The organism is Cellulosimicrobium sp. XJ-DQ-B-000, assembly GCF_031119065.1.
GTDB classification, from domain to species: Bacteria; Actinomycetota; Actinomycetes; order Actinomycetales; family Cellulomonadaceae; genus Cellulosimicrobium; species Cellulosimicrobium funkei.
This window is the reverse complement of record NZ_JAVHYN010000003.1, coordinates 332,876-358,503: the sequence shown is the minus strand read 5'-3', so window position 1 is coordinate 358,503 and position 25,628 is coordinate 332,876. Positions and strand designations below refer to the sequence as shown.

Here is a 25,628-nt window from a genome sequence, read left to right as displayed (position 1 = left end):
CGGCTCGACTACCCTGGAGGGGTGTTCTCCCGCAACAAGGCCGCCGCGACCCCCGCCGCCCCCGACCCCGTCGAGGAGGCGGCCGAGATCGAGCGCGCCGGCAAGGGCCGCCCGACCCCCAAGCGCAAGGTCTCCGAGGCCGCGAACAAGCGCCCCCTCGTGCCGAACGACCGCCGCGCCGCCGCGAAGTCCGCGCGGGAGAAGCAGCGCGAGATGCGCGACCGTCAGTACCAGGCCATGCAGACCGGCGACGAGCGCTACCTGCCGCCGCGCGACAAGGGCCCGGTCAAGCGCTACGTGCGCGAGTACGTCGACGCCCGCTGGAACCTCGGCGAGTTCTTCCTGCCCGTCGCCCTCGTCTTCATCGTGTTCTCGTTCCTCACGGCGCGGAACCAGGAGCTCGCGTTCCTCACGGTCATGACGTTGTACGTCATCGTGCTGCTCACCGTCGTCGACGGGTTCATCATGTGGCGGCGCCTGCGCAAGCGCCTCCTCGCGAAGTTCGGCGACATCCCCAAGGGCACGGTTATGTACGCGGTCATGCGCGCGTTCCAGCTCCGCCGCGCGCGCCTGCCCAAGCCGACGCACAAGAAGCACGGCGTCTACCCCGAGTGACGACGGCGCCCGGCCCCGCGAGCGGCCGGGCCCGCGGCTAGGTTGGGTCCATGCCCACCTACCGCTACCTCGGCAACTCTGGTCTCAAGATCTCCGAGATCACCTACGGCAACTGGCTCACCCACGGCTCCCAGGTCGAGAACGACGTCGCGACGGCGTGCGTGCACGCTGCCCTCGACGCCGGCATCTCGACGTTCGACACCGCGGACGTCTACGCCAACACGAAGGCCGAGCAGGTGCTCGGCGACGCCCTCAAGGGCCAGCGGCGCGAGTCGCTCGAGATCTTCACGAAGGTCTACTGGCCGACCGGCCCCGGCGGCCCCAACGACACCGGCCTGTCGCGCAAGCACGTCATGGAGTCGATCAACGGCTCCCTCAAGCGGCTCGGCACCGACTACGTCGACCTCTACCAGGCGCACCGGTACGACACCGAGACGCCGCTCGAGGAGACGATGCAGGCGTTCGCCGACATCGTGCGCCAGGGCAAGGCCCTGTACATCGGCGTCTCCGAGTGGACGGCGGACCAGATCCGCGCGGGCCACGCGCTCGCGCAGGACCTCGGGTTCCAGCTCATCTCCTCCCAGCCGCAGTACTCCATGCTCTGGCGCGTCATCGAGGACGAGGTCGTGCCGACGTCGCGCGAGCTCGGGCTCTCGCAGATCGTCTGGTCGCCCATGGCGCAGGGCGTGCTGTCCGGCAAGTACCTCCCCGGCAAGCCGCTGCCGGCAGGGTCGCGCGCGACCGACGACAAGGGCGGCGCGCGCATGATCCAGCGCTTCCTCACCGACGACGTGCTCACGCGCGTGCAGAACCTCCGGCCCGTCGCCGACGAGCTGGGCCTGAGCATGGCGCAGCTCGCGATCGCGTGGGTGCTGCAGAACGACAACGTCGCCGCGGCGCTCGTCGGGGCCTCGCGCCCCGAGCAGGTCGCAGAGAACGTCAAGGCGTCGGGCGTGACGATCCCGGCCGAGCTCATGACCCGCATCGACGAGATCCTCGGGGGCGCCGTCGAGCGCGACCCGGGCAAGACGGCGGAGAACGCCCCGCAGGGCCGCGTCGCCTGACGCACGCCACCGCACGCGACGACGGCCCCGGCAGCACGCCGGGGCCGTCGTCGTCTCCTCACCGGCCGGACGCGGGCATGCCTCCCTCGTCCGGCCGGGGGCCTGCGATCGCGGGGACGGGCTCCCGCGACAGGTTCCCGACGTCCGACGCGGGCTCGACGTCCGACGCGGGCTCGCCGTCCGCCGCCGCCTCGGAGGCCGCGCTCTCGCGGCCGTGGCTACGCGCGGGCGCGTGCACGGCCGCGGCGGTGACGAGCCCGCGCGGCGCGAACCACCGCGCCGTGAGCTGGACGATCGGCCCGACGGCGAGCGCGTAGGCGACCGTCGCCCAGCCGAGCGTGCCGCCGAGCGACCAGCCCAGCGTCACGACGACGACCTCGAGGAGGGTCCGCACGAGCCGGACCGACCAGCCGGTGCGCGCCACCAGGCCGGTCATGAGTCCGTCGCGGGGTCCCGGGCCGAGCCGCACGCCCAGGTAGGCCGCCGTCGCGAGGCCGTTGAGCACGATGCCCCCGACGGCCAGGGCCACGCTCGCGGCGACGCCCGGGTCGGGCACGAGGCGCGAGACGAGCGCGATGGCCGGGTCGATCGTCAGCGTGATGACGACGACGTTCGCGACCGTACCGATCCCGGGCCGCTGCCGGAGCGGTATCCAGGCCAGCAGGGCCAGCACGCTCAGCGACCCGACGACGACACCGAACGGCAGCCCCGTGCGGCGGACGACGCCCTGGTGCAGCACGTCCCACGGCATCCCGCCCTGGCCCGCGTGGATCAGCAGCGCCATGGACAGCGCGTAGCCGAGCAGGCCGAGGAGGAGCTGGACGGTGCGGCGGGTGGGGCTCATGGGTGTCATCCTGACCGCCGAGTGGCATCGACATCCATAGCCAATCGCGAGAGAGTGGCCCCATGAGCCTTGCCCCGGCCGGGACGGTCGACGTCCACCGCCACCTGTCCCCCGCTGCTGCCGCGCGGCTGCTCGGCCGGTGGCACGCGGGCGGCCCCGCGTACACCGCCCTCGCCGACGCGCTGCGGGCCGCCGTCCTCGCGGGAACCCTCGCGCCGCACACGCGCCTGCCGTCCGAGCGCGACCTCGCCGTCGCTCTCGGCGTCTCGCGCACCACGACCGCCGCCGCGTACGCGCGCCTGCGCGAGCTCGGGTTCGCGCGCTCGCGCACCGGCTCGGGCACCGTCGTCGTGCTCCCCCGCCCGAGCGCGCGCCGGCCCGCGGACCGCGCGGCCGGCGGCGACGCCCCGCCCGGGCCCGCGCCGCGCACCGCGCCGATCGACCTCGCCGACCTGTCGCAGGCGACCTCCGCCGCGCCGAGCGGCCTGCACGCCGCCTACTCGCGCGCGCTGGAGCGGCTGCCCGAGTACCTGTCCGGCGGCGGCTACGAGCCGTACGGCCTCGGCGTCCTCCGCGAGGCCCTCGCCGACCACCACACACGCCGCGGCACGCCCACCACGCCCGACGAGGTGCTCGTCACCACGGGCGCCCAGCACGCCATCACCACGCTCGCCGACACCCTCCTCGGGGCGGGTGACCGCGCCGTCGTGCAGTCGCCCACGTACTACCACGCGATGGAGTCGCTGCGACGGGCGGGCGCGCGGCTGGTGCCCGTCCCCGTAGGCCGGGGAGGCCACGGGGCGCGGGGCAGCGACGACCACGACGCGCCGGGGTTCGACGTCGACCTGTTCGACTCCACGCTGCGCCAGGTCGCGCCGCGGCTCGTCTACCTCGTGCCCGACTTCCACAACCCGACCGCCTACACCCTCACGCCCGAGGAGCGGTCGGGTGTGCGCGACGCCGCGGCGCGCCACCGCGTGACCGTGGTCGGCGACGAGACGCTCACCGACCTCGACCTCGACGGCGACCCGGACGCCACCGGTCCGGTCGTGGAGCCGCTCGCGGGCGACGGCACCTCGCCGTACGTCGTCACGGTCGGCTCGGCGTCCAAGTCGTTCTGGGGCGGGCTGCGGGTCGGCTGGGTCCGCGCCCACCCGGACCTCGTCGCGCGCCTCGCGCGCACGCGGCAGTCGGCGGACATCGCCACCGCGGTGCTGGAGCAGCTCACCGTCGTCGAGCTGCTCGACGACGCCCCCGCGGTGCTCGCCGAGCGCCGTCGGACGCTCCGCGCGCAGCGCGACCTCCTGTGCGGCCTGCTCGCCCGGGCGCTGCCGCAGTGGCGCGTGGACGTGCCCGAGGGCGGTCTCTCGCTGTGGGTCGACCTGGGCGCGCCGGTCGCGCAGGCGCTCGCCGCCGCCGCGGCGGCCGAGGGCGTCCTCGTCAACGCCGGCCCGACCTTCACGCCCGACGGCAGCGCGGCCGACCGGCTGCGCCTGACGTTCTCCCGACCGCCCGAGCAGCTCGAGCACGCCGTGGCGCGGCTCGCCGCCGCGTGGGCCCGGGTCGCGGGCTGACGGTCCTCCGGGGCGACGGCGCGCGACGGGCTCGCGCGCCCGCGTCGCCCGGGCCGGACCAGCCGGCCATGCGTCCAGGTCAGGAGGCGGGCGACCCGGTCAGGGGACGCGCAGCTCCACCGTCGCGGTCGCCTGGCTGCCGTCGTGCAGGAGCCGGGCGGCGGCAGCGCCCTCCGCGGCGAGGCTCCGCCAGGTCTCGCCGAGCCACTGCTCGGCGTCGTACTGCGTGGTGAAGACGGGACTCACCGGAGCCGCGAGGGCGCGCCCCTCGGCGTCGTCGAGCTCCCAGACCCACTGCGGCCGGATCATCGTGCCTCCTTCGCGTCGGCGCCCCGCACGTGCGCGCCGGGCTCGGGGTGCCGCGCGAGCGAGCGGTTGATCCGCGCCGCCCACAGCGGGCCCTGGTAGAGGAACCCGGTGTACCCCTGCACGAGGTCCGCGCCCGCGTGCAGGTAGTCGCGCGCGTCGTGCGCGGTGGTGATCCCCCCGACGCCGATGATCGCGCGCTGCGGCCCGAGCCGCTCGCGCAGGCGCGCGACGACGGCCAGGCCACGCGCGCGGACGGGCGGGCCCGAGAGGCCGCCGGGCCCGCGGTCGTGCCCGATCGTCGTGTTCACGGCGACGACGCCGTCGAGGTCGAGCTCGTCCACGAGGTCGGCGACGGCGTCGACGTCCTCGTCCGCGAGGTCCGGGGCGATCTTGACGAGCAGCGGCACCCGGCCGACGCCCGCGTCCGCCGTGGCCGCGTCGGCCGCCTCGCGCACGGCCACGAGGATCGGCCGCAGCGACTCGACCTCCTGGAGGTCGCGCAGGCCCGGGGTGTTCGGGGACGACACGTTCACCACGAGGTAGTCCGCGTACGGCGCGAGCAGGCCCGCGCTCGTCGCGTAGTCCGCGGCCGCCTCCTCGGCGGGCGTGACCTTCGTCTTGCCGATGTTCGCCCCGACGAGCACGGCACGCCCGCCCCGCGTCGAGCGCAGGGCCGCGAGCCGGCGCGCGGCCGCCGCGGCGCCCTCGTTGTTGAACCCCATGCGGTTGCGCACGCCCTGGACGTCGAGCTCGCGCCACAGGCGCGGCCGCTCGTTGCCGGGCTGGGCGTGCGCCGTCACGGTGCCGATCTCGACGAACGCGAAGCCGAGCATCGTCAGCCCGCGCACCGCCCGGGCGTCCTTGTCGAAGCCGCCCGCGAGCCCGAACGGCGCCGGGAAGACCTTGCCGAGCACCTCGACGCTCCCCCGGCCCCCCGCCGCGCGGCCCAGGTAGGGCGCGAGCGCCCCCTGGACGACGTCGCGCAGCACGGGCACGCGCCCGGCGAACCCGATGAGGTCGAACGCCACGTGGTGCGCCCGCTCGGGGTCCATCCGGCGGAACACGGTGTCGAAGAGGAGGCCGTAGAGGAGCGGTCGGCGGCGGGTCATACGGCGTCCTCCGGGGCGTCGGTGACGGGGGTGGTGGGGGGCGGGGTGGTCACGCCGGGCGCGGCGGGCCGGGTGCGCCAGAGCCACCAGAGCCCGACGAACGGCAGCACGAGCGGGACGTAGCCGTAGCCCTGGCCGAAGCCCGACCAGACGGTCGCGCGCGGGAAGGCCTCGGGGTCGGCGAGCGAGAACGCGCCGACGGTCAGGACGCCGACGAGCTCGACGCCCACGGCGAGCCACGCCACGCGGCGCGCGACGCGGCCGCCCCGCGCGAGGGCGATCGTCGCGACGACGTAGACCGCCGCCGCGAGCGCCGACAGCGCGTAGGCGAGCGGCGCCTCGTGCCAGTCGCGCAGGAGCTGGACCCCGGCGCGGGCCGTCGCGGCGAGCGCGAAGATCCCGTAGACGGCGACGAGCACCCGGCCGAAGCCGCCGTTGGTGCGGCGCTGCCCCGAACGGGGGTCCGGGCGACCGCCCGCTGCGGGCGTCGCCGCCGGGTCCGCCCCGTCGGGGGCGGCAGGTGCGCTCATGGCGAGGGCCTCCAGGTCAGGCGTTCCAGATCTGCCACAGCCGCCACTCGAGGAACGCGACCGTGAGCGCGGCGACCGCGAGCACGACGGAGCTCCAGCGCGAGCGCTCCGCGAACGCCCACAGCGCGGCGACGGGCAGGATGACGAGTGCGGTCACGAGGTAGCCCCACAGCAGCACCGGGTCGGTGGGCGCCGTCCCGGTCGCGCCGAGCACCCCGAGCACGACCGCCTGCACGAGGATCAGCCCCTCGATCACCGCGGCGCCCCACAGCTGGCGCAGGATCACCGCGCGGTCGCGCGCGACGAACACGACCGCCCAGGCGGCGAGCGCGACGCACGCCGCGACCACGAGGAGCAGGAGGGGGAGGACCACGCCGCCGAGCGTACCGGGGGCGGTGGGCGCCGCGGGAATCGTCCACAGGCCCGGCGGACCCCGCGGGCGGCCGGGGATAGCATCGCGGGGTGGCTGAACTGACCGTCTCCAGCAAGAATCCCGCCGGTGCCAAGGTCGACGCGCTCGTCGTCGGCACCCACACGACGTCCGACGGCGTCGCGATCGTCGGGGGCGACCTGCCCCGTCCGGTGGTCGCCGCCCTCGAGGACCTCGCACCCGCGCTCGGCATCACGGGCGCCGCCGACGAGGTCCGCAAGGTCCCCGCCGGTCCCGACCTCAAGGCGGGCGTGCTCGTGCTCGTGGGCCTCGGCGCCCGCCGGGCCGACGGCACGTTCGGCGCCGAGGCGCTGCGCCGTGCGGCGGGGGCCGCGCTGCGCGCGCTCGCCGGCACCGCGTCGGTCGCCGTCGCGCTGCCCGTCGAGGACGACGCGCAGCTCGCCGCCGTCGCCGAGGGCGCGCTCCTGGGCACCTACACGTTCGCGCGCTACCGCACGGGCGAGGCCGCGACGTCGGCCGGGAGCCGTCCGCCCGCGACCGTCGAGATCCTCGCGGCGAACGCGCGCAGCGCCGCCGCGAAGGCCGCGGTCGAGCGCGCGACGGTCGTCGCCGCCGCGGTCAACGCGACGCGCGACCTCGTGAACGCGGCGCCGAACGACCTGTACCCGGCCGCGTTCGCCGACGTCGCGAAGCAGGCCGTCAAGGAGTCCGGCGCCAAGGGCCTCAAGGTCACCGTGCTCGACGACAAGGCGCTCGCCGCGGGCGGGTACGGCGGTCTGGTCGGCGTGGGCCAGGGCTCGGCGCGCGGGCCGCGCCTGGTCAAGGTCGCCTACACGCCGTCGCGCCCTGCGGCGAAGGTCGCGCTCGTCGGCAAGGGCATCACGTTCGACTCGGGCGGCATCTCCATCAAGCCCGCGAAGGGCATGGAGGCGATGAAGTCCGACATGGCCGGCGCCGCCGCGGTGCTCCAGACCGTCGTCGCCGCCGCGCGCCTGGGCCTGCCCGTGGCGGTCACGGGCTGGCTGTGCCTGGCGGAGAACATGCCGTCCGGCACCGCGCAGCGCCCGTCCGACGTCATCACGATCCGGGGCGGCAAGACGGTCGAGGTGCTCAACACCGACGCCGAGGGCCGCCTCGTCATGGCCGACGGCCTCGTCGCCGCGGTCGAGGAGAAGCCCGACGTCGTGCTCGACGTCGCGACGCTCACCGGCGCCCAGATGGTCGCGCTCGGCAACCGCGTCTCGGCGGTCATGGGCGCCGACGACGTGCGCGCGGAGGTCGTCGCGGCGGCCGACGCCGCGGGCGAGCAGTTCTGGCCGATGCCGCTGCCCGAGGAGCTGGGCGCGTCGCTGAAGTCGAAGGTCGCGGACCTCGCCAACATCGGCGACCGGTTCGGCGGGATGCTCGTCGCCGGGCTGTTCCTCCAGGAGTTCGTCGGCGAGACGCCGTGGGCCCACCTCGACATCGCCGGCCCCGCGTTCAACGAGGGCTCCGCGCACGGGTACACGCCGGTCGGCGGCACGGGCGTCGCCGTCCGCACCCTGCTGGGCCTGGTCGAAGGCCGCGCCCGCCGCTGACCCGACCCCGCCGAGCAGGTGGTCCTGGTCCGTCCGGTCGCCCCGACGGACCAGGACCGCCTGCTCGCCCGGCGGGCGGCCCGGTCAGGAGCTCTTGCGCTGGCGCGAGTTCCAGTCCCGCATGCGCTGCGGGTAGCCGGTGAAGCGGACGTTGTAGACGGGCACGCCCAGCGAGCCGGCGACGTCGAACGCCGTCTTCTCGTCAGGCACGCGGCGCCGTGTCCACTCCCCCGTCGTCGCGATGAGCAGGAGCGTCGCGCCCGTGTCCGGCGTGGGCGGCTCGACGTACGCCTCGACGCCGACGCGCGTGCGCACGAACTCCTGCAGGTGTGCGAGCGTCGCGCGGCGGGCGTCCGACGGCGCGGCCGCGGCGCCGCCCGGCGACGAGGTGGTCGCGGGACGGCGGGAGAACAGGCTGGACAGCTTGGGCAGCCGGGGCACAGCGGCAGGGTACAGCGTGACCCTGGTCATACGGTGGGCGCGCTGTCTCCAGCGTCACAGCCGTACGGCCCAGGTTTCGATTGGGGAGCCCGTCCCCGAGGTGCCAAGATGGCTCCCGGAGAACGTTCACGCACCGTGGGTCAGCGGTTCCCGTCCGGCCCGCCGTCGTGCCGTGGACGCCCGCTCTCGCTCTCCCCTCGCTGAAGGAGTCGCACGTGGCCGAACCCGGCACACCATTCGACGTCGTCGTCCTGGGCGGAGGCAGCGCCGGCTACGCCACCGCGCTGCGTGCCGCCCAGCTCGGTCTCGACGTCGCGCTCGTCGAGTCGGGCCGGCTCGGCGGTACCTGCCTGCACAACGGGTGCATCCCCACCAAGGCGCTGCTCCACGCGGCCGAGCTCGCCGACGGCGCCCGCGAGGGCGCGAAGTTCGGCGTGCGCAGCACGCTCGAGGGCATCGACATGGCGGGGGTCAACGCGTACAAGGACGGCGTCGTCGCCGGCCTGTACAAGGGTCTCCAGGGACTCGTCTCCTCGCGCGGCATCACGTACGTCGAGGGCCACGGTCGCCTCGTGTCGCAGGACACGGTCGAGGTCGACGGCACCCGCTACACCGGCCGCCACGTCGTGCTCGCCACCGGCTCGTACGCCCGGTCGCTGCCCGGTCTCGAGATCGGGGGCCGGGTCGTCACGTCCGACCAGGCGCTGCGGCTCGACCGCGTGCCGAAGTCGGTCGTCGTGCTCGGCGGCGGCGTCATCGGCGTCGAGTTCGCGAGCGTGTGGAAGTCGTTCGGCGCCGACGTCCAGATCGTCGAGGCGCTGCCCCACCTCGTGCCGAACGAGGACGTGGCCCTGTCGAAGGCGCTCGAGCGCGCGTTCCGCAAGCGGGGCATCGCGTTCTCGCTCGGCGACCGGTTCGCCGGCGTCAAGGAGACCGACTCCGGGGTCACCGTGACCCTCGAGTCCGGGAAGACGTTCGAGGCCGAGCTGCTGCTCGTCGCCGTCGGGCGCGGCCCGCGCACCGCGGACCTCGGGTTCGAGGAGCAGGGCCTCACGCTCGACCGCGGCTTCGTGATCGTCGACGAGCGCCTGCACACGGGCGTCGGCAACATCTGGGCCGCGGGCGACATCGTCCCCGGCCTCCAGCTCGCCCACCGCGGCTTCGCGCAGGGCATCTTCCTCGCGGAGCAGATCGCGGGCCTCGACCCGACGCCGATCGTCGAGTCGTCCATCCCCCGGGTCACGTACTGCGAGCCCGAGGTCGCGTCCGTCGGCGTCACCGAGGCCGACGCCGCCGAGACGTGGGGGGCCGACCAGGTCGAGTCCCTCGAGTACAACCTCGCCGGCAACGGCAAGAGCAAGATCCTCGGGACGAGCGGCTTCGTCAAGCTCGTGCGCCGCAAGGACGGTCCCGTCGTCGGCGTGCACATGATCGGCGCCCGCGTCGGCGAGCTCGTCGGCGAGGGCCAGCTGATCGTGGGCTGGGAGGCGTACCCCGAGGACGTCGCCGCCCTGGTCCACGCCCACCCCACCCAGAACGAGGCACTCGGAGAGGCGCACCTGGCCCTGGCCGGCAAGCCTCTGCACGCCCACAACTGACCCCAACGATCGAAGGAGACCAGGCAGGTCATGTCTGAGAACGTGCAGATGCCGGCCCTCGGCGAGTCCGTCACCGAAGGCACCGTCACCCGTTGGCTCAAGTCGGTCGGCGACACCGTCGCCGTCGACGAGCCGCTGCTCGAGGTCTCGACCGACAAGGTCGACACCGAGATCCCGTCGCCCGTCGCGGGCACGCTCGAGCAGATCCTCGTCCAGGAGGACGAGACCGTCGAGGTCGGCGCGAACCTCGCCGTGATCGGCGACGGCTCGGGCGGTGGCGGCTCCGCGCCGGCCCCCGCCGAGGCCGAGACCGAGGCTCCGGCCCCGCAGGCCGCGCCGGAGCCGGAGCAGCCGGCCGCCCAGGAGGCGCCCGCCGCCTCCGCGCCCGCCGAGCAGCCCGCGCCGTCCGGCGACTCCGCCGGTGGCGGCGAGGAGATCAAGCTCCCGGCGCTCGGCGAGTCCGTCACCGAGGGCACCGTCACGCGGTGGCTCAAGTCGGTCGGCGACACCGTCGAGGTCGACGAGCCGCTGCTCGAGGTCTCGACCGACAAGGTCGACACCGAGGTCCCCTCGCCCGTCGCGGGCACCGTCCAGCAGATCCTCGTCCAGGAGGACGAGACGGTCGAGGTCGGCGCCGTGCTCGCGATCGTCGGCTCCGGTGCCGCCCCGGCCGCGGCCCCCGCCGCTCCGGCCGAGCAGCCCGCGCAGGAGGCCCCGAAGCAGGAGGCGCCGAAGCAGGAGGAGGCGCCGACCGAGGCGCGCACCCCGGCGAGCGAGGCGGACGTCCCCGCGCAGGCCGCGCAGGAGGAGACGCCCGCCCCCGCGACGAGCGCCCCCGCTCCCGCCGCGGAGAAGCCGGCCGCGCCGTCGGCTCCTGGCGCGACCCCGGCCCCCGCCGCCAAGGCCGGTGGCACGTACCTCACGCCGCTCGTGCGCAAGCTCGCCGCGGACAAGGGCGTCGACCTCTCGTCCCTCACGGGCACGGGCGTCGGCGGCCGCATCCGCAAGGAGGACGTGCTCGAGGCAGCCCGCAAGGCCGAGGAGGCCAAGGCGGCGCCCGCCGCTGCCGCACCGGCCGCCCCCGCGGCCGGTGGCGCCCCGAAGAAGGCGTCGGTCCCGGCGGTCTCGCCGCTGCGCGGCACGACCGAGAAGACGAGCCGCCTGCGCAAGCTCGTCGCGAGCCGCATGGTCGAGGCGCTGAGCACGCAGGCGCAGCTCACCACGGCGGTCGAGGTCGACGTCACGCGCGTCGCCGCCCTGCGCAATCGCGCCAAGGCCGACTTCAAGGCGCGCGAGGGCGCGAACCTCACGTTCCTGCCGTTCTTCACGCTCGCCGCGGTCGAGGCGCTCAAGGCCTACCCGAAGATCAACGCGACCTTCGCCGAGGACCAGATCACCTACCACGGCCAGGAGAACGTGGGCATCGCGGTCGACACCGAGCGCGGCCTCGTCGTCCCCGTCATCAAGGACGCGGGCGACCTCAACCTCGCCGGCATCGCACGCAAGATCGCCGACCTCGGCGCGCGCACGCGTGCCAACAAGGTCGGCCCGGACGAGCTCGCGGGCGCGACGTTCACGATCACGAACACCGGCTCGGGCGGCGCCGTCTTCGACACGCCGATCGTCCCGGTCGGCCAGGTCGCGATCCTCGGCACGGGCACGATCACGAAGCGCCCCGTCGTGGTGACGGACGTGGACGGGAACGACACGATCGGCATCCGCTCGACGTGCTTCATCTTCCTGTCCTACGACCACCGCCTGGTCGACGGTGCGGACGCCGCGCGCTTCCTCACCACCATCAAGAACCGCATCGAGGAGGGCGCGTTCGAGGCCGAGGTCGGCCTCTGACGGACCCGCTCCGCGGCACCCGCCGCGGACCGCGCCGGCCTGCTCCGGCGCGACGCTGACGAGGGCCCCGACCGCACGCCGGTCGGGGCCCTCGCTCGTCCCTCCCTCCCGGCCGCGGATGCGTCCCGCGGACTGTGCCGAGTCCGCCGCAGACCCGTAGCGTGTCCCCATGGACATCGTCGTGGCGGGCTCGCACGGGCTCATCGGCACCGAGCTGCTCGAACGTCTGCGCGCGGACGGTCATCACGTGCGCCGCCTCGTGCGCCGCGCACCGCAGACCTCGGACGAGCACGAGTGGGACCCCGACTCCGGCCGGCTGGACCCGGGCGTGCTCGCGGGGGCGGACGCCGTCGTCAACCTCGCCGGAGCGGGCATCGGCGACCACCGCTGGACGACGGCGTACAAGCGGACGCTCGTCACGTCCCGCACGCGCACCACCGGGTTGCTCGCCCGCACGATCGCCGGCCTCGACTCGCCGCCGCCGGTCTGGCTCCAGGGCTCCGCCATCGGGTACTACGGCGACCGGGGCTCCCAGGTGCTCACGGAGACGTCGGCGTCGGGAGACGGCTTCCTCGCGCGGCTGGTCCGCGAGTGGGAGGCCGCGACCGCTCCCGCGGAGCAGGCGGGGGTCCGCGTCGTGCACGCCCGCACCGGCATCGTCCTCTCCCCCGACGGCGGCGCGCTCGGCCGGCTGCTGCCCCTCCTTCGGCTCGGCGTGGGCGGGCGCCTCGGCCCCGGGACGCAGTACTGGAGCTGGATCACGCTGCGCGACGAGGTCGCCGCGCTGCAGCACCTCCTCACCGCGCCCGTGCACGGCCCCGTCAACCTGTCCGCCCCGCACCCGGCGACCAACGCCGAGATCACCCGGGCGCTCGCGCGGGCGCTGCACCGTCCTGCCGTGCTCGCGGTGCCGTCGTTCGCCTTGCACGTCGCGCTCGGCGAGCTCGCGTCCGACATCCTCGGCTCACAGCGCGCCCTGCCCACCGTCCTCGAGGCGAGCGGGTTCACGTGGTCCGACCCCGTCCTGGAGGACGCCGCGCGCGAGGTCGTCGAGAGCCGCTGACCGGCGGTCCTCACAGCCGGGCCTCCCCGCGGACGGGCCCCGTCGCGCTCGTCGACGGCTCGCTCACCCTGCGGCGCGAGCGAGGTCACCGCGCCTCGGCGACGCGCCACCCCGCGTCGGTCCACCGCAGCACCAGGACGACCGTGGTCCGCGGCGTGGCGGGCACCGCCACCTCGCCCGCGGCCGTGCGCTGGTGGTGGGCCGACACCGCGTAGTCCACGGCCACCGTCGCAGCCTCGGCCCCGTGCCCCTCGTCGACATCCGGCGGCCGGGGCTCGGCGTGCCGGGCGTCGAAGACCTCGGCCCGTGCCCCGACGACGTCGACGCCGTCGAGCGCGGCGAGCAGCTCGGCGTCGCGCGCCTCGGCGGCCGAACCGTCGACCACCACCGCGGACAGGTCCCCCGCACCGTCCGCGAGGAGCTCCAGCCGCCGCGCGGTGAGGGTGCGCGCCGCAACGAGCGGGTCGGCCCGGTCGAGCGTGGGGTCGGTCGCCGGATCCGCGGCCGACGCCGTGCGGGTGGTCGCGGGGCCGTCGTCGCGCACGGGCGAGGGCCACGGCGAGCCGAGCGCGAGCGCGACGACCACCGCGACGACGAGCCCCGCGCACGTGAAGAGGGCCGTCGTCGTGCGGCCGGGCCACCGGAGGCGCCGCCGGTCCGGCCGGCGGGCGTGCGCACCGGCCGTCGTCCCGCGCGCAAGGCCGGACGTTCGCGCCGACCGCCCTGGGACCCCGCGCGGTCTACGCACCCCACGGCGGCCGGGCGCCGCGGCCACGTCGTCGCGGGCCGCTCGCCGCCCCGGCACCGCTGGGCGGGCAGCCCGCTGACCCGCCAGGGCGCCGGCGACGAGGCGCGCGGGGTCCGGCATGACGATCGGCTGCGGCTCGACGGCGTCGTAGCAGCGCGCGGCGAACGTCCCGACGGCGGGACGGGCGGCCGGCTCGTCACGGAGCGCGACGGCGAGCTCGCCGTGCAGCGCAGCGAGGGCCCGCGCCTCGTCGGGGTCGGGCGGCGCCGCGTGCGCGGGGTGGCTCGACGCGGGCGGAGGGACGAGACCGAGGACCGTGCGGGCGAGGTCGCGGACGTCGTCGGCGCTCGACGCCGTCGTGGGCGCCAGCGGCGGGCGCAGCACCGTCCGGCCGTCCGGGGCGACGACGACCGACGCGGCGTCCAGGGCGCCGTGGCTGCGACCCTCGCGGTGGAGCGCCGTCAGCGCCTGGGCGACCGGGACGAGGACCGTCACCGCCTCCCCGGCGCGGAGCGGCTCGCGCGCGGCGGCGAGCTCGTCGAGGCGCAGGCCGCCGACGTGGTCGACGAGGACGGCGAGCGACGAGCCGTCCCCCGCCACGACGCCGCGCACCGCCGCGAGGTGGTCGTGCTCCCCGCCGAGCCCGCGCAGGTGCTCGACGAGCGCGGCCCGCGCCCCCGGGTCCGCGGGCGCCGCGAGCAGCGCGACCTCGCACACCGTCCCGGCGGCGTCGCGGGCGACCACCCCGCCGACCGCGCCCGGCTCCCGGTGCAGCGACCACCCCGCCGCCGCGAGCGCCGGCGCGAGGTCGGCGACGGACGGCCCGGGCGGGCGCGGGCGGCGGGACGACGACGGCATGCCCCCATCCCACCTCACGACACGCCCGCGCGAGCCGTCGTCCACAGGACGAGTCTGCCCCGGGCCGGGTCCGGGCCGGGCACCCCGTCACACGTCGAGCAGGCGACCCTCCCGCGCGCTGCGGCGCGCGGCGTCGAGCACCTCGGCCGTGCGGACGGCGTCGCGCGGGTCGACCGGCACGGGGCCGTCGTCGAGCAACCACGCGGCGACCGCGCGGTAGAAGTCCGCGTGCCCGCCGGGGGCCTGCGGCACGGGCTCGCGCTCGCGACCGCGCGTGACCCAGCCGAGGGTGCCCGCGGGCGCGGCGTCGTCGAACACCTCGAAGGGCGACGCGTCGTTCTCGAACGTCGTGACGACGTACGCCCCGCCCGTGCCGAGGACGCGCGTGCGCGGGCCGGGCGCGCCGACGACGGACCCCGCCCAGAGGCGGCTCACGACGGCGTTCCCGTCGGCGTCCGGGGCGTGGTGGAGCACGAGGAACACGTCGTCCTCGGTGGGGGTCGTGTGCGAGCGGAGCTCGGCCCACACGCCGGTGACGGGACCGAAGAGCTGCGTGGCGGAGTCGACGAGGTGCGGCCCGAGGTCGAGGAGCAGGCCGCCCCCGACGAGGTCGTTCTCCTTCCAGCGCTGCTGCGGCACGGGACGCCAGCGCTCCCAGCGGCGCTCGAACGTGTGGACCCGGCCGAGGTCGCCGCGGTCGAGCACGGACCGCAGCGTGAGCTGCTCCGGGTCCCACCGGCGGTTCTGGAAGACGGTGAGCGGCGTCCCCGCCTCCTCGGCGGCGTCGACGACGGCGCGCGAGGCCGTGGCGCCCAGGGCGAGCGGCTTGTCCACCACGACGGGGACGCCTGCGCGCACGAGCGCCGTCGCGTGGTCCGCGTGGAGCGCGGACGGGCTGGCCACGACCACGACGTCGTAGGCCGCGCGGTCGGCGAGGAGCGCCTCGACGTCGTCGTGCAGGTGCACGCCGGGCCAGTCCTCGGCGGCGGCGGCGCGTCGCTCCGGCGAGCGCACGACGACGGCCGTGACGGTGTGCCCGGCCTCGCGCACAAGACGTGCGTGGATGCCGCGGCCGGCCCCTCCGTACCCGACGATCCCGACCCTGAGCGTGCGTGCGGCGGTGTCCATGCCGACCAATCTAGCCGCGTCGCGGCCGGGCGCCGGGGGTGCGCGGGGCACGTCGGGCGCGGCCCGGAGCACTCCGGGCGACCTGGCAGAATGTGCGCGTTGGTCCGATATGGAGCGCTGCGTACCGTCTCGCGGGGGTCGGGCCGAGAATCGGTTTCGGGAAGGTCGACCCTTGAGCACCACGAGCCGCCAGGTCCCTCGTCGGAGCGTCCTGCGCTACGTCCTCATCGCCCTGGCGATCGCGATCGTCGTCGCGAACGTCATCAACCAGCGGTCAGTCGCGGCGGACACCGACCCGGAGCCGGTCGCCGGGAGCGCGCTCGAGGCCCTCGCCGGCCTCGAGGTCAAGGGCCCCGGCCCGGACACCGGCTACGAGCGCGCGCTGTTCGGTCCGGCGTGGGCCGACGTCGACGGCAACGGGTGCGACACCCGCAACGACATCCTCGCGCGCGACCTCACGGACCTGACCTTCTCGACCCGCGGCGACGTCTGCGAGGTCCGGACCGGGACCTTCCACGACCCGTACACGGGCGAGACGATCGACTTCCGCCGCGGCAACACCACGAGCGCGGCGGTCCAGATCGACCACGTCGTGCCGCTTCTCGACGCGTGGCGCAAGGGCGCTCGCGCCTGGGACGACGAGACGCGCCGGCAGTTCGCGAACGACCCCCTCAACCTGCTCGCGTCCGACGGCCCGGCGAACCAGTCGAAGGGCGCGCGCGACGCGTCGGCGTGGCTGCCCCCGAACCACGCGTTCCGGTGCCCGTACGTCGCCCGGCAGATCGCCGTGAAGGCGGCCTACGAGCTCTCGGTCACGCCGTCGGAGTCCGAGGCGATGGCGCGCGTGCTGGCGGACTGCCCGGCCGAGCCGCTGCCGGCGGGCTGAGCCGGTTCCGCCGGTCCGCGGTCCAGGCGCCCGAGGGCGCTCGGCCACCAGGCGCGACGCCCGACGTCGTGCACGAGGGCAGGCACGAGGAGCGACCGCACCACGAGGGTGTCGACGAGGACGCCGAACGCGACGATGAACGCGAGCTGGGCGAGGAAGAGCAGCGGGATGATCCCGAGCGCGGCGAACGTGGCCGCGAGCACGACGCCCGCGGACGTGATGACCGACCCCGTGACCGCGAGGCCGCGCAGCACGCCGCGCCGCGTCCCGACGCGCAGGCTCTCCTCGCGCACCCGGGTCATGAGGAAGATCGAGTAGTCCACGCCCAGCGCGACGAGGAAGCAGAACGCGTAGAGCGGGACGGCCGGGTCTGCGCCGGGGAAGTCGAGCACGTGGTTGAAGACGATCGCGGCGACGCCGAGGGCGGCCCCGAACGAGAGCACGTTCGCGAGCATGAGCAGCACGGGCGCGAGCACGGACCGCAGCAGCAGGATGAGGATCAGCAGGATCACGACCAGCACGACGGGCACGATGACCCGCAGGTCGCGCTGCCCCGCGAGCTGGGTGTCCAGGCGCTCGGCCGCGGCACCGCCGACGACGGCCTCGGGCGAGACCTCGTGCACGGCCTCGCGCAGCGCCGAGACCGTCTCCACGGCCTCCTGGCTGTCGGACGGCGCCTCGGTCGTGACGTCGACGCGCACCTGCCCGTCGACGACGAGCGGGTCGCCCTGCGCGGGCGCCCCGGGGGCGACGGCGGGCTGGTCGGTGACGGGGGTCGCCGCGGCGACGCCGTCCGTGCTCTCGGCCGCCGTGACGACGGCGTCGAGGTCCGCCTCGGGCGCGATGACGGTCGCCGGCTGCGCGGACACGCCCTCGAAGTGCGCCGTGAGCGCCTCCTCGCCCGCGACGGAGTCGACGTCCGCGAGGAAGACCTCCGAGTCGCCGGTCCCCTCGGCGTCGAGCGTCGGCACGAACGCCGCGCACGCGGCCAGCACGAGCGCCGTGACGATCCACACGCGCCGGTCGTGGCGCCCGACGAAGCTCGCGACGCGCGACCACACGCCGTGCCCGTCGATGCTCACGCTGTTCTCGTTCTCGGGCGACGCCTGGGCGACGGCGGCCTCGTGGGCCGCGTGGTCGGCGTCGTACCGCGGCATGCGCGGCCAGAACAGCGCGCGGGACCGCTGCCCCGCGACGAGCAGGAGCGCCGGCAGGAGCGTGAGCGCGGCGACGAACGCCGCGGCGATGCCGATCGCCGCGACGGGGCCGAGGCTGCGGTTGGACGACAGGTCGGACAGGAGCAGGCAGAGCAGACCCGCGATGACGGTGCCGGCGCTCGCCGCGATCGGCTCGACCGAGGCCCGCACGGCACGACGCAGCGCCGTCGCCGTCGACCGGACGAGGCGCAGCTCTTCGCGGTAGCGGGCCACCACGAGCAACGAGTAGTCGACCGCGGCCCCGACGACGAGGATCGAGAGGATGCCCTGGGACTGCCCGTTGAGCGTCAGGACGTCCGCCGCCGCGAGCTCGTAGACGACGAGACCGGCGAGCGTCAGCGCGAGCACGGCCGTGAGGATGACGATGAACGGCAGGATCGGCGAGCGGTAGACGACCGCGAGGATGACGAGCACCGCACCGAGCGCGACGAGCAGCAGCACGGTGTCGATCCCGCCGAAGGCCGTGACGAGGTCGGCGACGAACCCGGCGGGGCCGGTGACCCACACGTCGAGCGACGTGCCGGCGAGGCCGCCGTCGGCCGCGTCCGCGGCGGCGAGGTCGCGCAGCGCGCCGACGGCGAGCTCGCTCACGCTGCTCTCGTCCGCCCCGATGCGGTCGGACGCGACGGACGCGTCGAGCGAGACGACGACGAGCGCGGCCTCCCCGTCCTCGGACGGCACGAGGACCGGGTCGGCGATCGAGACGTCGCCCACGGTCGCGGGCTCGTCGCCCGAGGTCCCCTCGAGCGGCGCAGCGGGGACGGCTTGCGCGTAGGCGTCGAGCGCCGTGAGGTCGTCGGGAGTGAGCGCGCTCCCATCGCCAGTCGTCGCGACGACGAGCGCGGGCAGCGTCTCGGAGTCGGTGAACTCCTGCGCGACCTCGGCGGCGCGCGTCGACTCGGCACTCGCGGGCAGGAACGCCGCGGCGTCGTTGGTCTGCACGCTGCTCAGACGACCCTGCGCCTGACCACCCAGTGCGCCGATGGCCATCCAGAGACCGATGACTGCGACAATGATCAGTCCGCGGAGGAACCCGCCCGTCCGATTGCTCAGCATGCTGAGGAATGGTGCCATGGTGGAGGGAGGAATGCACGTTGGAGCTTGCACCGAGGGACCGCACCGGGCCGCACGTCGACCCGGACGTCGGCGACCCCACCCCCGGCGACCCCCAGGAGTGGGCCACCGGCCGGCTGCTCTTCGCCGTCGCGCGCCGGATCGAACGGGAGTGGAACGCCCACCTCGGGCAGTGGGACCTCAACCACGCCGGCTTCCCCGTGCTCATGCACCTGCTGTCCGGGCCTCGGTCCCAGCGCGTCCTCGCGGACGAGTCGGGCGTCACCGAGCAGACCATGAGCCGGATCGTGGCGCGGCTCGAGCGGGCCGGCTACGTGACGCGCACCGACGACCCGGCCGACCGCCGTCGTCGGGCCGTGGCCATCACCGACGCCGGCCGCGTGGCCGGGCTCGCCGCGGCGCGCCGCCGCCCCGCGGAGGACCTCGCGACCCGCGGCCTCGACGACGACCAGATCGCCGCCCTGCGCGCGGCGCTCCTCACGCTCCTCGAGACCCTCCCCCGCACACCGGGCGACGAGCGTTAGCCTGGCCCGATGGACCTGCTCGCGCTGCCGGGGATCACGGACTACCACGAGGCCTGGGACCTGCAGCGCGCGGTGCACGACGACGTCGTCGCGGGCACGCGGCCGGACACCCTCGTCCTCGTCGAGCACCCCGACGTCTACACGGCCGGGCGCCGCACGAACCGCTCCGACCGGCCCGACGACGGCACGCCCGTCGTGGACGTCGACCGCGGCGGGAAGATCACCTGGCACGGTCCCGGCCAGCAGGTCGTCTACCCGATCGTCCGGCTCGCCGAGCCCGTGGACGTCGTCGCGTACGTCCGGGCGCTCGAGGAGGCCGTCATGGCGGTCTGCACCCGCCTCGGGCTCGCGACGATGCGCGTCGAGGGCCGCAGCGGGGTCTGGGTCGCGGCCGACGCGTCCCGCCGCGAGCGCAAGGTCTGCGCGATCGGCGTGCGGGTCGCGCGCGGCGTGACGATGCACGGGCTCGCGCTGAACTGCGTGCCCGACCTGTCGCGGTTCGAGCGGATCGTCCCGTGCGGCATCGAGGACGCGGACGTGACGTCGCTCACGGCCGAGCTCGGCCGCGAGGTCACGCTCGCCGAGGTCGCACCGCTCCTCGTCGACGCGCTCGGGACGGCACTCGGCCCGCTGCTCGCGGCCAACGCTCCGGACGCCCCACCGGCCGCGCTCGCGGGATAGGCTGGAGGCTCCAGGGAATCCTCGCGCGCCGGAGTACGGGTGGGTCGGCGCGCGGTAGGACGTACCCCGAGGACCTGGACCGCATGACCACCACCCCCGCGCGCGCGGCGTCGCGCACCCGCACCCCCGCACCTCCCCCGCCCGGCGACGCTCCCGTCCGCACGGGCTACGCCCGGCTCCCCCAGCTCGCGGGCCGCGCGTTCCTCCCCGTCGCCTTCCTCGCGCGCCTGCCGTTCTCCATGCTGACCATCGGGACGCTGCTGCTCGTGTCGTCGACGACGTCGTCGGTCGCGCTCGGCGGCCTCGCCTCCGCGGCGACGGCGCTCGGGACGGCGCTCGGCGGCCCGACCCAGGGCGCGCTCGCCGACCGCGTCGGTCAGCGCCGGGTCCTGCTCGTGTGCGTGCCGGTCGCGACGGTCGCCGTGCTGGCGCTCGTCCTCTCGGCGTCCGCGCCGGGCGCCACTGCCGCGGTGCTGCTCGCCGCGGCGGCGACCGGCGCGAGCGCTCCCCAGGTCGGTCCGCTGGCCCGCGTGCGCTGGCTGCGTCTGGCGGCCGACGAGCCCCGCACCGTCGAGGCGGCGATGAGCTACGAGAGCACGGCCGACGAGGTGAGCTTCGTCCTGGGGCCCGCCCTCGTGGGCGTCCTCGCGTCCGCGGGCTCGCCCCAGGTCGCGGTGCTCGCCGCGGCCGGCGGCATCGCCGTGTTCGGCGCCGCGTTCGCGCTCCACCCCACGGCGCGCGCGACCACGCCGCACGGCCACGGCCCGCACGCCGCGACGGCCGGTGCGGCGGACGGCGGGACGGCCGCGCTCGTGCGTCGCGAGGCGGTCGTCCTCGTCGGGATGCTCGCCATGGGGCTGCTGTTCGGCGGGACCCAGGCCGCGCTCACCGCCCTCACGCGCGACGCGGGCGTGCCCGGCAGCGCGGGGCTCGTGTACGCCGTCATGGGCGTCGGCTCCGCGATCACCGCGCTCTCCGTGGTCGCCCTCCCCCGCCGCTGGGGGCTGCGCAGCCGCTGGATCACGTTCGCGGCCGGGCTCCTGGTCGGCACCGCCGGTCTGGTGCTGGCGGCCGCGGGCGGCTCGCTGACCGCCGTCGTCGTCGCCGTCGCGGCGACCGGCCTGTTCGTCGGCCCTGTCATGGTCACCGTGTTCACCGTCGCGGGCGAGCGCGCGCCTGCCGGGCGGACCGCGTCGGCCATGACGCTCGTGGCCAGCGCGAACGTCGTCGGCGTCGCGATCGGTGCGTCCGGGGGCGGTGCGCTCGCCGACACCGTCTCGACGACGAGCGCGTTCGCGCTGCCGGTCGTCGCGGCGGCCCTGCTCGTGGTGACCGGGGTGTCGCTGACGTCACGTCCACAGGGTGAGCGACGCGCGGGAGACGACGAGCGCGAGCGCGTAGTCTGACCGGAGTCCGGCGCCGTACCAGGGCGCGCACCCGAACGGTGCGCCGCCCGCCCGTTTGCTCGGCGCGACGTCGGCGCTCACTCGCCACGACGACCGGGAGACACCCGTGACGATCGCACCTGAAGGACGGCGCATGCTGCGGGTCGAGGCCCGCAACGCCGCGACGCCGATCGAGAAGAAGCCCGAGTGGATCAAGACCCGCGCGACCATGGGCCCGGAGTACTCCGAGCTCAAGGGGCTCGTGAAGCGCGAGGGTCTGCACACGGTCTGCGAGGAGGCGGGCTGTCCCAACATCTTCGAGTGCTGGGAGGACCGCGAGGCGACCTTCCTCATCGGCGGTGACCAGTGCACGCGCCGGTGCGACTTCTGCCAGATCGACACGGGCAAGCCGGCCGACTTCGACGCGGACGAGCCGCGCCGCGTCGCGGAGTCCGTCCAGGCGATGGGCCTGCGCTACTCGACCATCACGGGCGTCGCGCGCGACGACCTGCCCGACGGCGGTGCCTGGCTCTACGCGGAGACCGTCCGCCAGATCCACGCGCTCAACCCCGGCACCGGCGTCGAGCTGCTCATCCCGGACTTCAACGCGATCCCCGAGCTGCTCGACGAGGTGAACGACTCGCGGCCGGAGGTGCTCGCGCACAACCTCGAGACGGTCCCGCGCATCTTCAAGCAGATCCGTCCCGGCTTCCGGTACGAGCGCTCGCTCTCCGTGCTCACGCGGGCGCGCGAGGCGGGGCTCGTCACCAAGTCGAACATCATCCTCGGCATGGGCGAGACGATCGACGAGGCGAAGGAGGCGCTGCAGGACCTGCACGACGCCGGCTGCGACCTCGTGACGATCACGCAGTACCTGCGCCCGTCGCTGCGGCACCACCCCGTGGACCGCTGGGTCAAGCCGGAGGAGTTCGTCGAGCTGTCGGACGCCGCGGAGGAGATCGGCTTCCTCGGCGTCATGTCCGGCCCGCTCGTGCGGTCGTCGTACCGCGCCGGGCGGCTCTGGGGCCAGGCCATGACGCGCCGCGGCATGGAGATCCCCGCCGCGCTCGCGCACCTCGCCGAGCCGACGACGTCCCGCCAGGAGGCCGCGAGCCTGCTGGCCCGCGCACCCCACTAGACTGACCGGCATGGCCCGCAAGAACTCGGACAGCACCGGCGCGCCCGCCGCCGGCGAGCAGGTCGCGAAGCAGAAGAAGCCCAAGAAGCAGCGCTGGTACCACCAGGTGTGGGCCGCCTACCAGATGACCCGCAAGCAGGACCCGGCGGTCACGTGGGTCATGCTCGGCGTGTTCGTCGGCATCCTCGCCGTCGCGCTGGGCATCGGCCTGTGGTGGGGCCAGTGGGTCTACACGCTCATCGTCGGCATCCCGTTCGCGGCGCTGGGCGCGATGTTCGTCCTCACGCGCCGCGCCGAGCGCGCCGCCTACCAGCAGATCGAGGGTCAGCCCGGCGCCGCGCGCGCCGCGCTCGGCACGATCCGCCGCGGGTGGACGTTCGACGAGGAGCCCGTCGCGATCGACCCCCGCACCCAGGACCTCGTGTTCCGCGGCGTCGGGCGCGCGGGTGTGGTGCTCGTGAGCGAGGGCCCGCCGCACCGCGCCAAGCGTCTGCTCGACGCCGAGCGCAAGCGCGTCGCGCGGGTGCTGCCGAACGTGCCGGTCACCACGATCCAGGTCGGCGACGGCGAGGACCAGGTGGCGCTGCCCAAGCTCCCCCGCGCCGTCCAGAAGCTCAAGCCGACCCTCACGAAGCCCGAGACGGCGGAGGTCTCCAAGCGCCTGCGCGCGCTCGGCGTCTCGCGCCTGCCGATCCCCAAGGGGATCGACCCGACCCGGGCCCGCCCGGACCGCAAGGGCCTCAAGGGGCGCTGACGCACCCCCTGCACCACGACCGACGCCCGGTCGGCGAGGATCTTCCCTCTGCCGGCCGGGCGTCGTCGTGCGTGGGGTAGGGATCCGGCCGCCCCGGCCGCCCGGGGTCAGGAGCGGACGAGGACCGTGCCCGCGGCCCGGTCGTGCAGTCCGCGACCGTCGGCGTCCCACACGACCGCCGGGATGACGAGGCAGAGCAGGACCGTGCGCAGCACGCCGCGACCGAGACCCACCATGCGGGCCGGCTCGGCGAGTCGCCGGACCCGGATCCCCATGACGCGGTGGCCGACGGTGAACCCGAGCGTGCTCACGAGCAGCACGTTCTCGATCGCGAAGACCAGCGGCTGCGACCAGACCGGCAGCGCCGAGATGCCCTCGAAGAACCCCGGGGCGGCGGGCCGGAAGAAGAGGAACGCGACGAGGGTCGCGAGGACCCAGTCGATGACCAGCGCGACGACGCGCCGACCGAGCGTCGCGAGGGAGCCGGGGCCGTCCGGCGGGAGTCCGAGCCGCGCACCGCGACCGCTGTTCTGGCCGCCCGGGGCGCCCTCGAGCCACGAACCCATGTCCTCGCGTGAAACCACGGGACCAGCGTACGTGCCACGCGGTGGACGGGACCGCCCGCCGGCGGCCGGACGGCGGTATCGTGCCGAACGGCACACCGACCCCACGTCGGCTGCCGCGCGCCCTCGTGTCGCACGATCGTCACACGGGGACGCGGGACGTAACACGACCGAAACAAGGGGTACACCGCAGGGAAACCGCCCCGGCCTAGGTTCGTGGGCGCCACGTCAGCGGCTCGTCCGCCGCGCAGCCCGACGGCACCACCCGATCAAGGAGCAACGGATGTTCAACAACGCGGAGGAGGCAATCGCCTTCACGCGGAACGAAGGCGTCGAGTTCGTCGACGTCCGGTTCTGCGACCTGCCCGGCATCATGCAGCACTTCAACATCCCCGTCTCGCAGTTCGACGAGTCGGCGTTCGAGGACGGCCTGATGTTCGACGGGTCGTCGATCCGCGGCTTCCAGGCGATCCACGAGTCGGACATGAAGCTCGTGCCGGACGTCAAGACCGCGTTCGTGGACCCGTACCGCAAGCGCAAGACGCTCGTCGTGAACTTCTCCATCGTCGACCCGTTCACGGGCGAGCCGTACTCGCGCGACCCCCGCAACATCGCGGCCAAGGCCGAGGCGTACCTGCGCTCCACCGGCATCGCCGACACGGCGTTCTTCGCGCCCGAGGCCGAGTTCTACCTCTTCGACGAGGCGCGCTTCGCGACGAACCAGCACTCGAGCTTCTACTACCTCGACTCCGTCGAGGCGGCGTGGAACACGGGCCGCGAGGAGGAGGGTGGCAACCTCGCGTACAAGACGCGCTACAAGGGCGGCTACTTCCCCGTCTCCCCGTCCGACCGCTTCGCGGACCTGCGCGACGAGATGTGCGCGACGCTGGAGAAGGTCGGCCTCGAGGTCGAGCGCGCGCACCACGAGGTGGGCACCGCCGGCCAGCAGGAGATCAACTACCGCTTCAACACGTTGCTGCACGCGGCCGACGACCTGATGAAGTTCAAGTACGTCATCCGCAACGAGGCGTTCGAGGCCGGCAAGTCGGTCACGTTCATGCCGAAGCCGATCTTCGGCGACAACGGCTCGGGCATGCACTCCCACCAGTCCCTGTGGAAGGACGGCAAGCCGCTGTTCTTCGACGAGAAGGGCTACGGCGGTCTCTCCGACCTCGCGCGCTGGTACATCGGCGGCCTGCTCAAGCACGCGCCGTCGCTGCTCGCGTTCACCAACCCGTCGGTGAACTCCTACCACCGCCTGGTCCCGGGCTACGAGGCCCCGGTCAACCTGGTCTACTCGGCCCGCAACCGCTCCGCGTGCATCCGCATCCCGGTGACCGGCTCGTCCGCCGCCGCGAAGCGCGTCGAGTTCCGCGTGCCGGACCCGTCGGCCAACCCGTACCTCGCGTTCGCCGCGCAGCTCCTCGCCGGCATCGACGGCATCAAGAACCGCATCGAGCCGCCGGAGCCGATCGACAAGGACCTGTACGAGCTGCCGCCCGAGGAGCACGCGCAGATCCAGCAGGTCCCCGGCTCGCTCGCCGAGGCGCTGGACAACCTCGAGGCCGACCACGAGTTCCTCACGCAGGGCGACGTGTTCACGCCGGACCTCATCCAGACGTGGATCGACTACAAGCGCACCCACGAGATCGACCCGATCCGCCTGCGCCCGCACCCGCACGAGTTCGAGCTCTACTACGACATCTGAT

The 25,628-nt window shown here is 74.9% G+C and carries 24 protein-coding genes; 14 read left to right on the top strand and 10 right to left on the bottom strand.

The window, feature by feature from the left end; genetic code table 11:
* Positions 1–21: 21 nt before the first annotated feature.
* A complete protein-coding gene (locus RDI86_RS07745; RefSeq protein WP_043658508.1) occupies positions 22–615 on the top strand; it encodes a DUF3043 domain-containing protein in 594 nt (197 codons plus the stop codon).
* A 50-nt stretch (positions 616–665) separates the two neighbouring features.
* Entirely contained in the window at positions 666–1,679 is a 1,014-nt protein-coding gene (locus RDI86_RS07740) for an aldo/keto reductase family protein (RefSeq protein ID WP_021483071.1), read from the top strand.
* A 58-nt stretch (positions 1,680–1,737) separates the two neighbouring features.
* Here the strand turns inward: RDI86_RS07740 and RDI86_RS07735 are convergent, their stop codons facing one another.
* Positions 1,738–2,523: a YitT family protein gene (locus RDI86_RS07735; RefSeq protein ID WP_168944422.1), complete on the bottom strand. Its 786-nt coding sequence runs from the start codon at positions 2,521–2,523 to the stop codon at positions 1,738–1,740.
* Positions 2,524–2,585: 62 nt separating this feature from the next.
* Here RDI86_RS07735 and RDI86_RS07730 point away from each other — a divergent pair, with 62 nt between their 5' ends.
* Positions 2,586–4,097, top strand: a complete 1,512-nt coding sequence (locus RDI86_RS07730; protein ID WP_168944421.1) for a PLP-dependent aminotransferase family protein — start codon at positions 2,586–2,588, stop codon at positions 4,095–4,097.
* Between the two features lie 99 nt (positions 4,098–4,196).
* Here the strand turns inward: RDI86_RS07730 and RDI86_RS07725 are convergent, their stop codons facing one another.
* Genes RDI86_RS07725 through RDI86_RS07710 form a run of 4 tightly spaced genes read right to left on the bottom strand, consistent with a single transcriptional unit; the run spans position 4,197 to position 6,418 of the window.
* Entirely contained in the window at positions 4,197–4,406 is a 210-nt protein-coding gene (locus RDI86_RS07725; RefSeq protein ID WP_034652937.1) for a hypothetical protein, read from the bottom strand.
* Positions 4,403–5,515, bottom strand: a complete 1,113-nt coding sequence (locus RDI86_RS07720; RefSeq protein WP_051028503.1) for a quinone-dependent dihydroorotate dehydrogenase — start codon at positions 5,513–5,515, stop codon at positions 4,403–4,405. Before RDI86_RS07720 ends, RDI86_RS07725 begins: the two co-directional genes overlap by 4 nt.
* Positions 5,512–6,045 (bottom strand): hypothetical protein, encoded by a 534-nt coding sequence (locus tag RDI86_RS07715; RefSeq protein ID WP_206153659.1) that lies wholly within the window; start codon positions 6,043–6,045, stop codon positions 5,512–5,514. Before RDI86_RS07715 ends, RDI86_RS07720 begins: the two co-directional genes overlap by 4 nt.
* A 16-nt stretch (positions 6,046–6,061) precedes the next feature.
* Positions 6,062–6,418, bottom strand: a complete 357-nt coding sequence (locus RDI86_RS07710) for a hypothetical protein (RefSeq protein ID WP_034652936.1) — start codon at positions 6,416–6,418, stop codon at positions 6,062–6,064.
* Positions 6,419–6,507: 89 nt separating this feature from the next.
* Between RDI86_RS07710 and RDI86_RS07705 the strand changes: the two genes are divergently transcribed.
* A complete protein-coding gene (locus RDI86_RS07705) occupies positions 6,508–8,013 on the top strand; it encodes a leucyl aminopeptidase (RefSeq protein WP_034652934.1) in 1,506 nt (501 codons plus the stop codon).
* A gap of 84 nt (positions 8,014–8,097) precedes the next feature.
* On the opposite strand, the gene RDI86_RS07700 is transcribed toward RDI86_RS07705, so the two are convergent.
* Complete coding sequence (locus RDI86_RS07700; protein ID WP_370670926.1) at positions 8,098–8,454, bottom strand: oxidoreductase; 357 nt, start codon at positions 8,452–8,454, stop codon at positions 8,098–8,100.
* A gap of 215 nt (positions 8,455–8,669) precedes the next feature.
* Between RDI86_RS07700 and lpdA the strand changes: the two genes are divergently transcribed.
* The 3 genes from lpdA (at position 8,670) to RDI86_RS07685 (ending at position 12,963) form a co-directional block, all read left to right on the top strand.
* Entirely contained in the window at positions 8,670–10,052 is a 1,383-nt protein-coding gene (lpdA, locus tag RDI86_RS07695; protein WP_061269200.1) for a dihydrolipoyl dehydrogenase, read from the top strand.
* Positions 10,053–10,082: 30 nt separating this feature from the next.
* The gene (gene sucB / locus RDI86_RS07690) at positions 10,083–11,900 is read left to right on the top strand and encodes a 2-oxoglutarate dehydrogenase, E2 component, dihydrolipoamide succinyltransferase (protein WP_308821075.1); all 1,818 of its coding nucleotides are present in this window, start codon (positions 10,083–10,085) and stop codon (positions 11,898–11,900) included.
* A 169-nt stretch (positions 11,901–12,069) separates the two neighbouring features.
* Entirely contained in the window at positions 12,070–12,963 is an 894-nt protein-coding gene (locus RDI86_RS07685; protein ID WP_009864240.1) for a TIGR01777 family oxidoreductase, read from the top strand.
* Positions 12,964–13,048: 85 nt separating this feature from the next.
* Here the strand turns inward: RDI86_RS07685 and RDI86_RS07680 are convergent, their stop codons facing one another.
* The gene (locus tag RDI86_RS07680; RefSeq protein ID WP_308821074.1) at positions 13,049–14,569 is read right to left on the bottom strand and encodes a hypothetical protein; all 1,521 of its coding nucleotides are present in this window, start codon (positions 14,567–14,569) and stop codon (positions 13,049–13,051) included.
* A gap of 87 nt (positions 14,570–14,656) precedes the next feature.
* Positions 14,657–15,697: a Gfo/Idh/MocA family protein gene (locus tag RDI86_RS07675; protein ID WP_061269197.1), complete on the bottom strand. Its 1,041-nt coding sequence runs from the start codon at positions 15,695–15,697 to the stop codon at positions 14,657–14,659.
* A 172-nt stretch (positions 15,698–15,869) separates the two neighbouring features.
* Between RDI86_RS07675 and RDI86_RS07670 the strand changes: the two genes are divergently transcribed.
* Entirely contained in the window at positions 15,870–16,583 is a 714-nt protein-coding gene (locus RDI86_RS07670; RefSeq protein WP_076405441.1) for an HNH endonuclease family protein, read from the top strand.
* On the opposite strand, the gene RDI86_RS07665 is transcribed toward RDI86_RS07670, so the two are convergent.
* Positions 16,496–18,790, bottom strand: coding sequence for an MMPL family transporter (locus RDI86_RS07665; protein WP_244550466.1), 2,295 nt, complete (start codon positions 18,788–18,790; stop codon positions 16,496–16,498). The genes RDI86_RS07670 and RDI86_RS07665 overlap by 88 nt on opposite strands.
* Positions 18,791–18,894: 104 nt before the next feature.
* Here RDI86_RS07665 and RDI86_RS07660 point away from each other — a divergent pair, with 104 nt between their 5' ends.
* The 5 genes from RDI86_RS07660 to RDI86_RS07640 all read left to right on the top strand — a co-directional run bounded on the left by RDI86_RS07660 (position 18,895) and on the right by RDI86_RS07640 (position 23,356).
* On the top strand, positions 18,895–19,398 hold the full coding sequence (locus RDI86_RS07660; protein WP_061269194.1) for a MarR family winged helix-turn-helix transcriptional regulator: 504 nt from the start codon (positions 18,895–18,897) through the stop codon (positions 19,396–19,398).
* 9 nt (positions 19,399–19,407) lie between these two features.
* Entirely contained in the window at positions 19,408–20,079 is a 672-nt protein-coding gene (lipB, locus tag RDI86_RS07655) for a lipoyl(octanoyl) transferase LipB (RefSeq protein ID WP_308821073.1), read from the top strand.
* A gap of 83 nt (positions 20,080–20,162) precedes the next feature.
* Entirely contained in the window at positions 20,163–21,485 is a 1,323-nt protein-coding gene (locus tag RDI86_RS07650) for an MFS transporter (RefSeq protein WP_308821072.1), read from the top strand.
* 106 nt (positions 21,486–21,591) lie between these two features.
* Complete coding sequence (gene lipA / locus RDI86_RS07645; RefSeq protein WP_031315287.1) at positions 21,592–22,602, top strand: lipoyl synthase; 1,011 nt, start codon at positions 21,592–21,594, stop codon at positions 22,600–22,602.
* Positions 22,603–22,612: 10 nt separating this feature from the next.
* Positions 22,613–23,356, top strand: coding sequence for a DUF4191 domain-containing protein (locus RDI86_RS07640; protein ID WP_021480396.1), 744 nt, complete (start codon positions 22,613–22,615; stop codon positions 23,354–23,356).
* Between the two features lie 107 nt (positions 23,357–23,463).
* On the opposite strand, the gene RDI86_RS07635 is transcribed toward RDI86_RS07640, so the two are convergent.
* Positions 23,464–23,940, bottom strand: a complete 477-nt coding sequence (locus RDI86_RS07635) for an RDD family protein (protein WP_043656555.1) — start codon at positions 23,938–23,940, stop codon at positions 23,464–23,466.
* A gap of 262 nt (positions 23,941–24,202) precedes the next feature.
* Here RDI86_RS07635 and glnA point away from each other — a divergent pair, with 262 nt between their 5' ends.
* Positions 24,203–25,627, top strand: a complete 1,425-nt coding sequence (glnA, locus tag RDI86_RS07630; RefSeq protein ID WP_076405451.1) for a type I glutamate--ammonia ligase — start codon at positions 24,203–24,205, stop codon at positions 25,625–25,627.
* The last annotated feature ends 1 nt before the right edge of the window (position 25,628 follow it).

Coding starts and splice junctions, on each gene's coding strand:
- RDI86_RS07735 (WP_168944422.1), bottom strand. CDS start 2,523: ATGAGCCCCACCCGCCGCACCGTCCAGCTCCTCCTCGGCCTGCTCGGC.
- RDI86_RS07665 (WP_244550466.1), bottom strand. CDS start 18,790: ATGGCCATCGGCGCACTGGGTGGTCAGGCGCAGGGTCGTCTGAGCAGC.
- RDI86_RS07720 (WP_051028503.1), bottom strand. CDS start 5,515: ATGACCCGCCGCCGACCGCTCCTCTACGGCCTCCTCTTCGACACCGTG.
- RDI86_RS07685 (WP_009864240.1), top strand. CDS start 12,070: ATGGACATCGTCGTGGCGGGCTCGCACGGGCTCATCGGCACCGAGCTG.
- RDI86_RS07715 (WP_206153659.1), bottom strand. CDS start 6,045: ATGAGCGCACCTGCCGCCCCCGACGGGGCGGACCCGGCGGCGACGCCC.
- RDI86_RS07675 (WP_061269197.1), bottom strand. CDS start 15,697: ATGGACACCGCCGCACGCACGCTCAGGGTCGGGATCGTCGGGTACGGA.
- RDI86_RS07680 (WP_308821074.1), bottom strand. CDS start 14,569: ATGCCGTCGTCGTCCCGCCGCCCGCGCCCGCCCGGGCCGTCCGTCGCC.
- lipB (WP_308821073.1), top strand. CDS start 19,408: ATGGACCTGCTCGCGCTGCCGGGGATCACGGACTACCACGAGGCCTGG.
- RDI86_RS07730 (WP_168944421.1), top strand. CDS start 2,586: ATGAGCCTTGCCCCGGCCGGGACGGTCGACGTCCACCGCCACCTGTCC.
- RDI86_RS07740 (WP_021483071.1), top strand. CDS start 666: ATGCCCACCTACCGCTACCTCGGCAACTCTGGTCTCAAGATCTCCGAG.
- sucB (WP_308821075.1), top strand. CDS start 10,083: ATGTCTGAGAACGTGCAGATGCCGGCCCTCGGCGAGTCCGTCACCGAA.
- RDI86_RS07650 (WP_308821072.1), top strand. CDS start 20,163: ATGACCACCACCCCCGCGCGCGCGGCGTCGCGCACCCGCACCCCCGCA.
- RDI86_RS07725 (WP_034652937.1), bottom strand. CDS start 4,406: ATGATCCGGCCGCAGTGGGTCTGGGAGCTCGACGACGCCGAGGGGCGC.
- glnA (WP_076405451.1), top strand. CDS start 24,203: ATGTTCAACAACGCGGAGGAGGCAATCGCCTTCACGCGGAACGAAGGC.
- RDI86_RS07640 (WP_021480396.1), top strand. CDS start 22,613: ATGGCCCGCAAGAACTCGGACAGCACCGGCGCGCCCGCCGCCGGCGAG.